The organism is Chelativorans salis (assembly GCF_025336525.1).
GTDB classification, from domain to species: domain Bacteria; phylum Pseudomonadota; class Alphaproteobacteria; order Rhizobiales; family Rhizobiaceae; genus Chelativorans; species Chelativorans salis.
In genome coordinates this window covers 426,152-438,566 of record NZ_JAOCZP010000004.1, presented here as the reverse complement: position 1 = coordinate 438,566, position 12,415 = coordinate 426,152, and the positions used below count along the sequence as shown (strand labels likewise).

Annotated in this window: 10 protein-coding genes; 1 reads left to right on the top strand and 9 read right to left on the bottom strand. The window is 65.1% G+C overall.

Features of this window, described 5'->3' with window-relative positions:
• Nucleotides 1-16: 16 nt before the first annotated feature.
• Nucleotides 17-628: a heme ABC exporter ATP-binding protein CcmA gene (gene ccmA, locus N5A92_RS15855; RefSeq protein ID WP_260904714.1), complete on the bottom strand. Its 612-nt coding sequence runs from the start codon at nucleotides 626-628 to the stop codon at nucleotides 17-19.
• 277 nt (nucleotides 629-905) lie between these two features.
• On the opposite strand from ccmA, the gene acnA reads away from it, so the two are divergent.
• The gene (gene acnA, locus N5A92_RS15850) at nucleotides 906-3,599 is read left to right on the top strand and encodes an aconitate hydratase AcnA (RefSeq protein WP_260904503.1); all 2,694 of its coding nucleotides are present in this window, start codon (nucleotides 906-908) and stop codon (nucleotides 3,597-3,599) included.
• Between the two features lie 80 nt (nucleotides 3,600-3,679).
• On the opposite strand, the gene N5A92_RS15845 is transcribed toward acnA, so the two are convergent.
• From N5A92_RS15845 to N5A92_RS15810, 8 genes are all read right to left on the bottom strand, one after another.
• Nucleotides 3,680-4,201, bottom strand: a complete 522-nt coding sequence (locus N5A92_RS15845) for a superoxide dismutase family protein (RefSeq protein WP_260904500.1) — start codon at nucleotides 4,199-4,201, stop codon at nucleotides 3,680-3,682.
• 163 nt (nucleotides 4,202-4,364) lie between these two features.
• Nucleotides 4,365-4,769 carry a F0F1 ATP synthase subunit epsilon gene (locus N5A92_RS15840; protein ID WP_260904498.1) on the bottom strand — a complete coding sequence of 135 codons (405 nt, stop codon included), beginning with the start codon at nucleotides 4,767-4,769 and terminating at the stop codon, nucleotides 4,365-4,367.
• A gap of 72 nt (nucleotides 4,770-4,841) precedes the next feature.
• Entirely contained in the window at nucleotides 4,842-6,434 is a 1,593-nt protein-coding gene (gene atpD / locus N5A92_RS15835; protein WP_260904496.1) for a F0F1 ATP synthase subunit beta, read from the bottom strand.
• 22 nt (nucleotides 6,435-6,456) lie between these two features.
• Entirely contained in the window at nucleotides 6,457-7,341 is an 885-nt protein-coding gene (locus N5A92_RS15830; RefSeq protein WP_260904494.1) for a F0F1 ATP synthase subunit gamma, read from the bottom strand.
• Between the two features lie 13 nt (nucleotides 7,342-7,354).
• Nucleotides 7,355-8,884, bottom strand: coding sequence for a F0F1 ATP synthase subunit alpha (atpA, locus tag N5A92_RS15825; RefSeq protein ID WP_260904493.1), 1,530 nt, complete (start codon nucleotides 8,882-8,884; stop codon nucleotides 7,355-7,357).
• Nucleotides 8,884-9,444 carry a F0F1 ATP synthase subunit delta gene (locus N5A92_RS15820; RefSeq protein ID WP_260904491.1) on the bottom strand — a complete coding sequence of 187 codons (561 nt, stop codon included), beginning with the start codon at nucleotides 9,442-9,444 and terminating at the stop codon, nucleotides 8,884-8,886. Before N5A92_RS15820 ends, atpA begins: the two co-directional genes overlap by 1 nt.
• 235 nt (nucleotides 9,445-9,679) lie before the next feature.
• Nucleotides 9,680-10,075, bottom strand: a complete 396-nt coding sequence (locus N5A92_RS15815) for an AGROH133_08824 family phage infection protein (RefSeq protein ID WP_260904490.1) — start codon at nucleotides 10,073-10,075, stop codon at nucleotides 9,680-9,682.
• A gap of 75 nt (nucleotides 10,076-10,150) precedes the next feature.
• Complete coding sequence (locus N5A92_RS15810; protein WP_260904489.1) at nucleotides 10,151-12,334, bottom strand: primosomal protein N'; 2,184 nt, start codon at nucleotides 12,332-12,334, stop codon at nucleotides 10,151-10,153.
• Nucleotides 12,335-12,415 lie beyond the last annotated feature (81 nt).

Genomic DNA, 12,415 nt, shown 5'->3' with positions numbered 1-12,415 from the left:
GGGGCGTCGAGCTCCCTCATGTCGCCTCTTCCCCCATCCTCAACTCCCCCGCCCCTTCGAGCCCCAGCGGCAGGTGCGTCGCCGCCACGATCATGCCTCCCTCCCGGAGATGCCCCCGCATCAACTGGCCGAACCGCCCCTCCGACGCCCGGTCGAGACCCGCCGTCGGCTCGTCCAGCAGCCACACCGGCCGATACGAGATCAGCAGCCGCGCGATCGCGGCCCGCCGCCGCTGCCCCGTGGAGAGATAGCCGAACGGCAGATGCTCGATATCCTCCAGCCCCACCGCCTCCAGCGCCTCCGATACCGTCATCCGCGCCTGCCCGAGGAAACGCTGCCAGAAAACCAGGTTTTCCTCCACTGTCAGCGCGGTCTTCATCGCGTTGAAGTGTCCAAGATAGTGGCAGGCTGGCCCGACATCCGGCCACTCCTCCCCACCCCCGTCGAGCGCCAGCCGTCCCGCCGCCGGCCGCAGAAGCCCCGCAAGGATGCGCAGCAGGGTTGTTTTGCCGGCTCCGTTTGGTCCTGTCACCAGCAGCGCCTCACCGCAGGCAACCGCAAACGAGGTGCCAGAGAAAATGACTTCCCCGCCGCGCTCGCCGCTCAGCGCCTCGGCGGCAAGCCGCATGGTTTTCTGTCCGTCCGGCAATAGGTTTCCCTAGAAAATCGACAATGAGGAAGTTTCACGAAACTCGGTATGGAACTCTTCTACGAAATTCTCTATATCCCGGACAACCACGCCAGCGGTCGGCGTGTCACTTTGTGCCGATACCCGCGCGCGCGCCGCCTTTACCGGCCGGGACGCAGGGGAGCGGACGGCGGAAATGATCGCACCCGCACCTACGCGCCTGTCGCCTCAGGAGTCCGTTCCCGTTTCGGATGAACAGACTAGGATAGGATCGCTCGTGTCAAATTCTTCTCTCGACAGTTACAAATGCCGCCGCAGCCTCAAGGTTGGCGATAAGGAATATATTTATTTCGACCTCAAGGAGGCGGAGAAGAATGGCCTTTCCGGCGTCTCCCGGCTTCCCTTCTCAATGAAAGTGCTTCTGGAGAACCTGTTGCGCCGTGAGGACGGACGCTCGGTCACCAAGGAGAGCATCCAGGCCGTGGCAGGCTGGCTCGAGGACAAGGGAACGGCCGGCGTCGAGATCGCTTATTCCCCGGCCCGTGTCCTGATGCAGGACTTCACGGGCGTCCCGGCGGTGGTCGACCTTGCCGCCATGCGCGACGCCATGGCCGCCCTCGGCGGCGATCCGGAGAAGATCAACCCGCTGGTGCCGGTCGACCTCGTCATCGACCATTCGGTCATCGTCGACGAATTCGGCTCGCCAAAGGCTTTCAAGCGCAATGTGGAACTGGAATACAAGCGCAACGGCGAGCGCTATCGCTTCCTGAAATGGGGCCAGCAGGCCTTCAAGAATTTCCGCGTCGTGCCGCCCGGCACCGGCATCTGCCATCAGGTGAACCTGGAATATCTCGGCCAGGTGGTGTGGACGAAGGAAGAGGACGGCGAGACGGTCGCCTATCCCGACACCTGTGTGGGCACCGATTCGCACACCACCATGATCAATGGTCTCGGCGTGCTCGGCTGGGGCGTCGGCGGCATTGAGGCGGAAGCGGCCATGCTCGGCCAACCGGTCTCAATGCTGCTTCCCGAGGTCATCGGCTTCAAGCTCACCGGAAAGCTCGCCGAGGGCGTGACGGCCACTGATCTGGTGCTCACCGTCACGCAGATGCTGCGCCAGAAGGGTGTCGTCGGTAAATTCGTCGAGTTCTTCGGCCCCGGCCTCAACAACATGACGCTGGCCGACCGCGCCACTATCGGCAACATGTCGCCGGAGTATGGCGCCACCTGCGGCTTTTTCCCTGCCGACGAGGAGACGCTCAAATATCTCAGAACCTCCGGCCGAGATGAGGACCGCATCGCCCTCGTGGAAGCTTATTCCAAGGCGCAGGGCATGTGGCGCGACGCGGACGCCCCGGAGCCCGTCTTCACCGATACGCTGCACCTCGACCTCGGCGACGTCGTCCCCTCCATGGCAGGTCCGAAGCGTCCCGAGGGTCGCATCCCGCTGGGCAGCATCGCCTCCGGCTTCGAGGAGGCGCTGGCGAAGGAATACAAGAAGTCCGTCGACACCACGAAGCGCTATCCCGTCGAAGGTGCCGACTACGAAATCGGCCACGGTGACGTGGCGATCGCCGCCATCACCTCGTGCACCAACACCTCGAACCCGAGCGTGCTGATCGCCGCCGGCCTCCTGGCGCGCAACGCCAACCGGCTGGGCCTCAAGCAGAAGCCGTGGGTGAAGACCTCGCTGGCGCCGGGCAGCCAGGTAGTGGCTGAATATCTGGAGAAGTCCGGCCTGCAGAAGGAACTGGACCACCTCGGTTTCAACCTCGTTGGCTTCGGCTGCACCACCTGCATCGGCAACTCCGGGCCGCTTCTGGAGCCCATCTCCAAGGTGATCAACGACAAGGGCCTGATTGTCGCTTCGGTGCTCTCCGGCAACCGCAACTTCGAGGGCCGCGTCTCGCCCGATGTGCAGGCGAACTACCTCGCCTCGCCGCCGCTGGTCGTCGCCTACGCGCTTGCCGGCTCGGTGACCAAGGATCTGACCACGGAGCCCATCGGCGAGGACAAGGACGGCGAGCCGGTCTATCTGAAGGACGTCTGGCCCACCAGCCAGGAGGTGAACGACTTCATCACCAAGCACGTCACCCGCGAGCTCTTCGCCTCCAAATACGCCGACGTCTTCAAGGGCGATGAGCTGTGGCGCGAGGTGAAGGCGCCGTCGGGCCAGACCTATGCGTGGGACTCGGAGTCGACCTACGTCCAAAACCCGCCCTATTTCGAAGGCATGGCGCCGCTGCCGAAGCCGGGCGGCGACATCAAGGGCGCGCGTGTCCTGGGGTTGTTCGGCGACAAGATCACCACGGACCACATCTCGCCCGCCGGCGCCATCAAGGCGCAGTCGCCCGCCGGCAAGTACCTGATGGACCACGGCGTCGGTGTTGCCGACTTCAACCAGTACGGCACGCGCCGCGGCAATCATGAGGTGATGATGCGCGGCACCTTCGCCAACATCCGCATCCGCAACCACATGCTGGGCGAGAACGGCACCGAAGGCGGCTACACGATCCACTACCCCTCCAAGGAGGAGATGTCGATCTACGACGCGGCCATGCGCTACAAGCAGGAAGGCGTGCCGCTTGTCATCTTCGCCGGCGTGGAATACGGCAACGGCTCCTCGCGCGACTGGGCGGCCAAGGGCACCAACCTGCTCGGCGTGCGCGCCGTCATCGCCCAGTCCTTTGAGCGCATCCACCGCTCGAACCTCGTCGGCATGGGCGTCATCCCGTTCGTCTTCGCTGAGGAGACGAGTTGGCAGGAACTGGGGCTGAAGGGCGACGAGACCGTCACCATCGAGGGCCTGGACAACATCAAGCCCCGCGTCACGCTCACCGCCAAGATCACCTATGCCGACGGCACGGTGAAAGACATCCCGGTGCTGTGCCGCATCGATACGGTGGACGAGCTGGAGTACTTCAAGAACGGCGGTATCCTGCACTACGTGCTGCGTGATCTCGCCGCCTGATCACCGGTCATATTGAGCCAAAAAGCCGCCGGGACACCGGCGGCTTTTTTGGCGTCGACTACCTCAGAGGGGTGCTGAGACTACTCGATCACCCCACAAGCAATCCGTTCCCCCGCCTCGCCGGAAGGCTGGCTGCTATAATCGTCAGGATTAGCGTGCACCACGACTGCCGAACCGTCATCATCCTGTAGCGGATTTTCGCCGTCTTCGCTTACCGACACCCGGTCGGTGAAGAACTCCACCCTCAAGACGCCGTCCTGTCCGGCATGCACATTGGGCAGGTCACCCGGATGCGGACCTCCTTCGCTGAGGACGCCGTGCTCCATATCGCCGGCGTAGTGGCCGCCCGCTGATTCGAAGCCACCCCCGGCATCGCACGCGCCTGTTTCATGGACGTGGAAGCCATGCGGGCCAGGAGGCAGGTCCGTCATCTCCACAACGATGTGCACCATTCCCGAGGCTGTTTCGTTGAATGTCACCGTGCCGACCTCTTGTTCATCCGCATTGATCATGTTGGCTGAAAGGCTCGCCCCACCCTCCTGTGCAACAGCATGAGAAAGCGGCAGTAGCGCTGCCAGTATGGCCGTGGCCGTCACTCGCATATCGTCTCTCCTTGCTTGATGTCGCTGCCCTCTAGATCCAGGTGCAGTGCAGCTCTCTGCACAACCGGCATCTAGGGCATTTTGTTTCGTCGTCGGGAGAAACAGCCGAAAAAGAAAAGGGCCGGCGCAGGGGCCGGCCTCTTCAATTCCCTTGCAATCGGCCTCACGCCGGCAATATGGCACCTTCCAGCGTGGTGAGCTGGTCGAGGAACTCCTCTGCCTTGGTCCGCGCCTCGTCGTCCTTGGCGTCCTCGAGGTCCTCTCGCGCTTCCTGGATGCGGCGCGCGAGATCCTCGCGGTCGATGTCGTCGACATGCACCGCCGACTCCGCCAGCAGTGTGCAGCCTTCGGGCAGAATGTCCGCAAAGCCGCCGAAGACGACGTAGCGATCTTCCTTGCCCTCGCGCGCAACGGTGATCACGCCCGGCTTGATGTTGGTCATGATCGGGGCGTGGTTGGCCATTACGGTCATCTCGCCTTCCGTACCGGGAATGACGACATGGTCGACCTCCTCGGAAACAAGCAGCCGCTCGGGCGAGACCAGTTCGAACTTGAAAGCTTGGGCCATGACGTCCTACCGAATGGGATTCGGCCGAGGCGAGTTCCGCCTACGGCCGTTATTCAATGTTCAGCCTGAGGATTAGGCCGCCTCGGCAGCCAGCCGCTCGGCCTTCTCGATCGCGTCCTCGATCGTGCCGACCATGTAGAACGCCGCCTCCGGCAGATGGTCGTACTCGCCGGCGACTAGGCCCTTGAAGCCCTTGATGGTGTCGGCGAGGTCCACGAGCTTGCCCGGCGTGCCGGTGAAGACCTCGGCCACGAAGAAGGGCTGCGACAGGAAGCGCTCGATCTTACGGGCGCGGGCCACCGTCAGCTTGTCCTCTTCGGAAAGCTCGTCCATGCCCAGGATAGCGATAATGTCCTGGAGCGACTTGTAACGCTGCAGCGTCTGCTGCACGTCACGGGCCACCTCGTAATGCTCCTCGCCGACGATCATCGGGTCGAGCATGCGCGACGTGGAGTCGAGCGGATCCACCGCCGGGTAGATGCCCTTCTCGGAAATCGCGCGGTTAAGCACCGTCGTGGCGTCCAGGTGGGCGAAGGAGGTGGCGGGCGCCGGGTCGGTCAGGTCGTCGGCGGGCACGTAGATCGCCTGCACCGAGGTGATCGAGCCGGTGGTCGTCGTCGTGATGCGCTCCTGCAGGGTGCCCATGTCGGTCGCCAGCGTCGGCTGATAGCCCACGGCCGAGGGAATGCGGCCGAGAAGCGCCGACACCTCGGAGCCCGCCTGGGTGAAGCGGAAGATGTTGTCGACGAAGAAAAGCACATCCTGGCCCTGGTCGCGGAAGTACTCCGCCACCGTCAGGCCCGTCAGGCCGACGCGAGCGCGGGCACCGGGCGGCTCGTTCATCTGACCGTAGACGAGCGCGGCCTTGGAGCCTTCGCCGCCGCCGGCCTTGTTGACGCCCGAATCGATGAACTCGTGATAGAGGTCATTGCCCTCGCGCGTGCGCTCGCCGACGCCGGCAAACACCGAGTAGCCGCCGTGAGCCTTCGCGACGTTGTTGATCAGCTCCTGGATGAGCACCGTCTTGCCGACGCCCGCGCCACCGAACAGGCCGATCTTGCCGCCCTTGGCGTACGGCGCCAGAAGGTCAAGCACCTTGATGCCGGTGACCAAGATCTCTGCTTCCGTCGACTGCTCGACATAGGTCGGCGCCGGCCGGTGGATGCCGCGCATCTCCGTCGCCTCGATTGGGCCGGCCTCGTCGGTCGGCTCGCCGATCACGTTGATGATGCGGCCGAGCATCTGCGGCCCGACGGGAACCGAGATCGCATCGCCGGTATCGAACACCTTCTGGCCGCGCACGAGCCCTTCCGTGCCGTCCATGGCGATGCACCGCACGGTGCTCTCGCCCAGGTGCTGGGCCACTTCCAGCACCAGGCGGTTACCATGGTTGTCGGTCTCCAGCGCGTTCAGGATCGCCGGCAGGTGACCCTCGAACTGCACGTCGACCACGGCGCCGATAACCTGGCGGACGATGCCGGCCGGGCCGGAAGCCTTGGCGCGAGCGGCAGGCGTCTTTGTCGCGGCGGTCTTCGCCGGTGCCTTTGCCTTCGCCGTGGCAGTCTTGGCGGGGGCCTTCCTGGCGGTCTTAGCCGCCGGCTTGGCCTCGTCTGTGGTCATGGCCGTACCTGCCGATGCCCGCTTCGGGGTCGCTGCTTTCGCCATTGGGTTCTACCTCTTCGATCCGCTAGAGCGCTTCGGCGCCCGAAATGATTTCGATCAGTTCCTTGGTGATCTGCGCCTGGCGCTGGCGGTTGTAGGTAATCGACAGCTTGTCGATCATCTCGCCCGCGTTGCGCGTCGCATTGTCCATCGCCGTCATCTTGGCGCCCATCTCGCCGGCTGCATTCTCGAGCAGCGCCCGGAACACCTGCACGGCAATGTTGCGCGGGATGAGGTCGGCCAGGATCGCCGCCGCTTCCGGCTCATAGTCGTAGGCCGCGCCGCCGGCAACGTCCTCCGCCTCTTCCTCGGCCTCCGAAACGGCGGCGGGGATAATCTGCTGCGCCGTCGGCACCTGGCTGATGACTGACTTGAACTCGGAATAAAACAGCGTGCAGACGTCGAACTGGCCCTCGTCGAACAGCCCGATCACCTTCTTGGCGATGGCATCCGCGTTCGCGAAGCCGATCTGCTTGACCTCGCGAAGCTCCACGCGGTCTATGATGAGATCGCTGAAGTCACGGCGCAGGATATCGAAGCCCTTCTTGCCGACGGTGAGGATCTTCACCTGCTTGCCGTTGGCGATCAGCTCGCGTGCATGCTCGCGCGCCAGCTTGGCGATCTGGCTGTTGAACCCGCCGCAAAGGCCGCGCTCTGCGGTCGCCACCACCAGCAGATGCGTGTCGTCCTTGCCGGTGCCGGCCATCAGCGGCGGTGCATCCGTGCCCGAGACGGTACTCGTCACGTTGGCCAGCACTGTGCCCATGCGCTCGGCATAGGGGCGTGCGGCCTCGGCCGCCTCCTGGGCACGACGCAGCTTTGCCGCGGCGACCATCTGCATCGCCTTGGTGATCTTCTGCGTCGCCTTGACGGAGGCGATCCGGTTGCGAAGGTCCTTAAGGGAGGGCATTGGCGCTTGAGCCTCAGGCGAAGTTCTTGGCGAAGGTGTCGATCTCGGCCTTGAGCTTGTCGCGCAGCTCGTCCGAAAGCGCCTTCTCCGTGCGGATCGCGTCGAGGATGTCCTTGCCCTCGGAACGCATATGCGCAAGCAGGGCCTGCTCGAAGCGCGTCACGTCGCCGAGCGCCAGCTTATCGAGATAGCCCTGCACGCCGGAGAAGATCACCACCACCTGCTCTTCGGTCTTGAGCGGCGAGAACTGCGGCTGCTTCAAGAGCTCCGTCAGGCGCGCGCCGCGGTTGAGCATGCGCTGCGTGGCCGCGTCGAGGTCGGAGCCGAACTGGGCGAAGGCCGCCATCTCGCGGTACTGCGCCAACTCGCCTTTGATGGAACCCGCCACCTGCTTCATCGCCTTGATCTGGGCGGCCGAACCCACGCGGGACACCGACAGGCCGACGTTCACGGCCGGGCGAATGCCCTGGAAGAACAGGTTCGTCTCCAGGAAGATCTGGCCGTCGGTGATCGAGATCACGTTGGTCGGGATATAGGCCGACACGTCGTTGGCCTGCGTCTCGATGATCGGAAGCGCGGTCAGCGAGCCCGCACCGTTGTCCTCATTCATCTTCGCCGCGCGCTCGAGAAGCCGCGAGTGCAGATAGAACACGTCGCCCGGATAAGCCTCGCGGCCCGGCGGGCGGCGCAGAAGCAGCGACATCTGGCGGTAGGCGACGGCCTGCTTCGACAGGTCGTCATAGCCGATCACGGCATGCTTGCCGTTGTCGCGGAAATATTCACCCATGGCGCAGCCGGCGAACGGCGCCAGGAACTGCATCGGCGCCGGGTCGGAAGCCGTGGCGGCAACGATGATGGAGTATTCCAGCGCACCGCGCTCTTCGAGCACCTTCACGAACTGCGCGACGGTGGAGCGCTTCTGGCCGACGGCGACATAGACGCAGTAGAGCTTCTGGCTCTCGTCGTCGCCCTCGTTGAGCGGCTTCTGGTTGAGGAAGGTGTCGAGGATGATGGCGGTCTTGCCGGTCTGGCGGTCACCGATGATGAGCTCGCGCTGGCCGCGGCCGACCGGGATCAGCGCGTCGATTGCCTTCAGGCCCGTCGACATCGGCTCGTGCACGGACTTGCGCGGGATGATGCCGGGCGCCTTCACGTCGACGCGGCGGCGTTCGGCGGCTTTGATCGGGCCCTTGCCGTCGATCGGGTTGCCGAGCGGGTCGACCACGCGGCCGAGAAGGCCCGGGCCCACCGGCACGTCCACGATGGCGCCGGTGCGCTTCACCGTGTCGCCTTCTTTGATATCGCGATCGGAGCCGAAGATAACGACGCCGACATTGTCGACCTCGAGGTTCAGCGCCATGCCGCGGATGCCGCCGGGGAACTCCACCATCTCACCGGCCTGGCAGTTGTCCAGACCGTAGACGCGGGCGATGCCGTCACCGACGGAGAGCACCTGGCCGACCTCGGAAACCTCGGCCTCCTTGCCGAAATTCTTGATCTGGTCCTTGAGAATTGCGGAAATTTCCGCCGCGCGGATATCCATCAGCCGACCTCTTTCAGTGCAAGCTTAAGCGAATTGAGTTTCGTTTTGAGCGATGTATCGATCTGGCGCGAGCCGAGCTTCACGACGAGGCCGCCGAGCAGCGAGGGATCGACTGTAACCTTTACGGTAACTTCCTTGCCGGCCACCTGCTTGAGCGCAGCCTTCAGCTCCCGCTCCTGCGCCGCGCTCAGCGCATGCGCCGAGGCCACCTCGGCAGCCACTTCGCCGCGCGCCTCGGCCGCAATCTTGCGGAAGCCGCGGATCATCTGCGGCACGGCGAACAGCCGCCGGTTCTTGGCCACGACACGCAGGAAATTCCCGACTAGCCCGCCGATCTTCGTCCTGGTGAGAACGGCGTCGAGGGCCTTGAACTGTTCGTCGGCGGAAAAGGCGGGGCTTTTAATCAGCCGCTGAAGGTCTTCACTTCCCTCGAGCAATACCTCGAAACGGCCGAGGTCTTCTTCGACCTGCGGGATCGCTTTCGATTCCTGCGCCAGTTCGAACAGCGAAAGCGCATAGCGTCCCGCCACCCCAGAGATCATCGAGCCAGACTGTGCCACCAAATGGCCTCTTCCCGCAGCTTGGGGGTCACAAGATTTGACGCTGGAGTGCGAGACTCGGGCTAAATCTCTGACCTTGTTGATAGTTTCTCAACCCGAGGGAACGGGCGCCGCCGTCCCCCGGTCGAAAGCCGCTTGCCGTCTAGCACAGGCTTACGGGACTCGCAACACGCGCGCGCCCAAGGAGTGGCAGCACCTTTGTCGCATGTGCACGGGCGCCCACAGGAAGGCCTGATCAGCGAACGAAACCGAGCGCGAAAGCCATCGGCAGCGCTGCCAGCGCCAGCATGACAAGAAGCACGATCCAGTTGAAAAGCGTGCCGCCCCGGTCCGACATCATGGAGACGATCCGCCCGAAAGCGGCGAGAGCCCAGGCGATCCCCAGCGTCATGTAGATCAGCGGCTGCGCGAACAAGATCGCGGATAGGCCGATGCCGACATAAAAGCCACCCAGCAGCGAACGCGATTCCGACAGCGCCTCGGGGTGATGTTCGACGGCGCGCAGTCTCAGCACCCGCAGGCTGAGCCGCGGAGCGAACATAGCGACAAGGCCGAAAAGAGCAGTGAAAACAGCAGCCCCCCAAGCCAGCCATTCGCCCTGGCTGTAGGGCCAGGGAAATGCGAAATCCATCGGATGTGCCCTCCATCTGCGCCGTTGACGCCATAGCCGGTTCACGCGCCGCGGCCAACATGCCCGAAGCTGCGGTTATAGAAAACTCTGCGGATCGATATCCACCTGCACACGCACCGAGCCGCGCGGTCGCGGAGCCGCCGCGATGAGCCGGCGCAGATAGGCCTGCAGGTCGGCGCGCCGCGTCCCCTGCACCAGAAGCCGGAAGCGGTGCCGCCCGGCGACCAGCGCCAGCGGCGCCTCTGCCGGGCCTAGAACCTCGATCTCGCCCGTCGCGGGTGCTGACCCACGCAGGGCGCGGGCGTGGCTCTCGGCCTCTGCGCGCGTGGCGGCACTGACGATCAGCGCTGCCAGCCGACCGAAGGGCGGCAGGCCGGAGCGTTCGCGCTCGGCGATCTCGCGTTCGTAGAAGGTCTCGGCGTCGCCGGAGACCAGCGCCTGCATCACCGGATGCTCCGGCTGGTAGGTCTGCAGAAGGCCTGTGCTCTTCTTGCCGAAACGCCCGGCCCGGCCCGTTACCTGGCTCAGGAGCTGGAATGTGCGCTCGGCCGCCCGCGGGTCCCCATTGGCAAGCCCCAGATCGGCATCCACCACGCCGACCAGCGTCATCAACGGAAAATTGTGCCCCTTGGCGACCAGCTGCGTGCCCACGACGATGTCCGCCTCGCCCTCGGCGATCGCCTCCAGCTCCAGCCGGAGCCGCTTCACGCCACCCATCAGGTCCGACGACAGCACGATCGTGCGTGCCTCGGGAAAGTGCCGGTCCACCTCCTCGGCAATGCGCTCCACGCCCGGCCCGCAGGCCGCCAGATGGTCGAGCGCCCCGCATTCAGGACAGGCCTCCGGCTGCTGTTCATGATAGCCGCAATGGTGGCAGACGAGCTGGCGGCGGAATCGATGCTCCACCAGCCAGCTCGAACAGTTGGGACACTGGAAGCGGTGCCCGCACACGCGGCACAACGTAAGCGGGGCATAGCCGCGGCGGTTAAGAAAGAGCAGGGCCTGCTCCTTGCGCTCGACGGTCCGCGCCATCGCCTCGATGAGCACCGGCGACAAGAACCCGCCGCGCGCCGGCGGTGCCTTGCGCATGTCCACGGCACGCAGCTCCGGCAGCGCCGCATCTGCGAAGCGCGCCGGCAGAAGGATACGCTCATAGCGCCCTTGGTCGGCGTTCACCCGGCTCTCCAGAGATGGCGTGGCCGAAGCCAGCACCACCGGAAAATTGCCCAGGTGCCCGCGCACCACGCTCATGTCGCGGGCGTTATAGAAGACCCGGTCCTCCTGCTTGTAGGCCGGGTCGTGTTCCTCGTCGACGACGATCAGCCCGAGCTCCCGGAACGGCAGGAAGAGCGCCGAGCGCGCGCCCGCCACCACCCGCACCTGCCCCTCGGCCACCTGTCGCCACACCCGCTCCCGCTTCCTCGGGGCGATGTCGGAATGCCATTCCGCCGGCTTGGCGCCGAAGCGGTCGTGAAAGCGCTCGAGAAAGGCCTGCGTCAGCGCGATTTCGGGCAAAAGGATCAGCACCTGCCTGCTCTTCTCCAGTGCTGCCGCCACGGCCTCGAAATAAACTTCCGTTTTACCGGAGCCGGTCACGCCGTCTATCAGCGTCACACTGAATTGCCCGGCCGCCGCCTTCTCGCGCACCCGGCTCGCGGCCGCGCTCTGGTCCGCCGTCAGCGCCGCGCGTCCGAACCCTGGATCCGGCGCGGCCACCACCGGCCGCGGCGGGATCTCCACCTTCTCGAAAACGCCCTGTGCGGTAAGCCCGTCGACCACGCTCATTGACGCGCCGGCCGCATGCGCCAGGCCCGAGCGCGTCCATGCCTGGCCGTCAGCGGCGCAGGCGAGCACGCGTTCGCGCGCCGCCGTCGCGCGGTCGGGCCGGTTTGCCGTCAGGCGCAGCCCCTCGATCGGCGGCTCCGGATCGAATGCCCCCGGCGCGCGCAGCACCATGCGCGCCACCATACCCGGCGGCGACAGCGTGTAGTCGGCTACCCACTCGATGAAGCGGCGCATATCCGCTGGCACCGCCGGACAATCGAAAACCTCGGAAATCGCCCGCAGCTTCTTCGCCTCGATGGGCTCGCCGTCGCCGTCCCATGCAACGCCCGCCACCTCGCGCGGACCCAGCGGCACGCGCAGGATCGCCCCCGGCTCCACCCTGGCGCCGTCGGGCACGGCGTAGGAGTAGGGCCGCTCCGCCGGCATGGGCACCATGACGGGAATCACGCGCGTTTGGTACGAATCTCGTTTCATCAGGCGTGACCTTGCCGGATTCTTGGATTAGAGCAAGGCCGAGCATAGATGAGATGCGGCGGCCTGCCGTCGCGGCCCGGC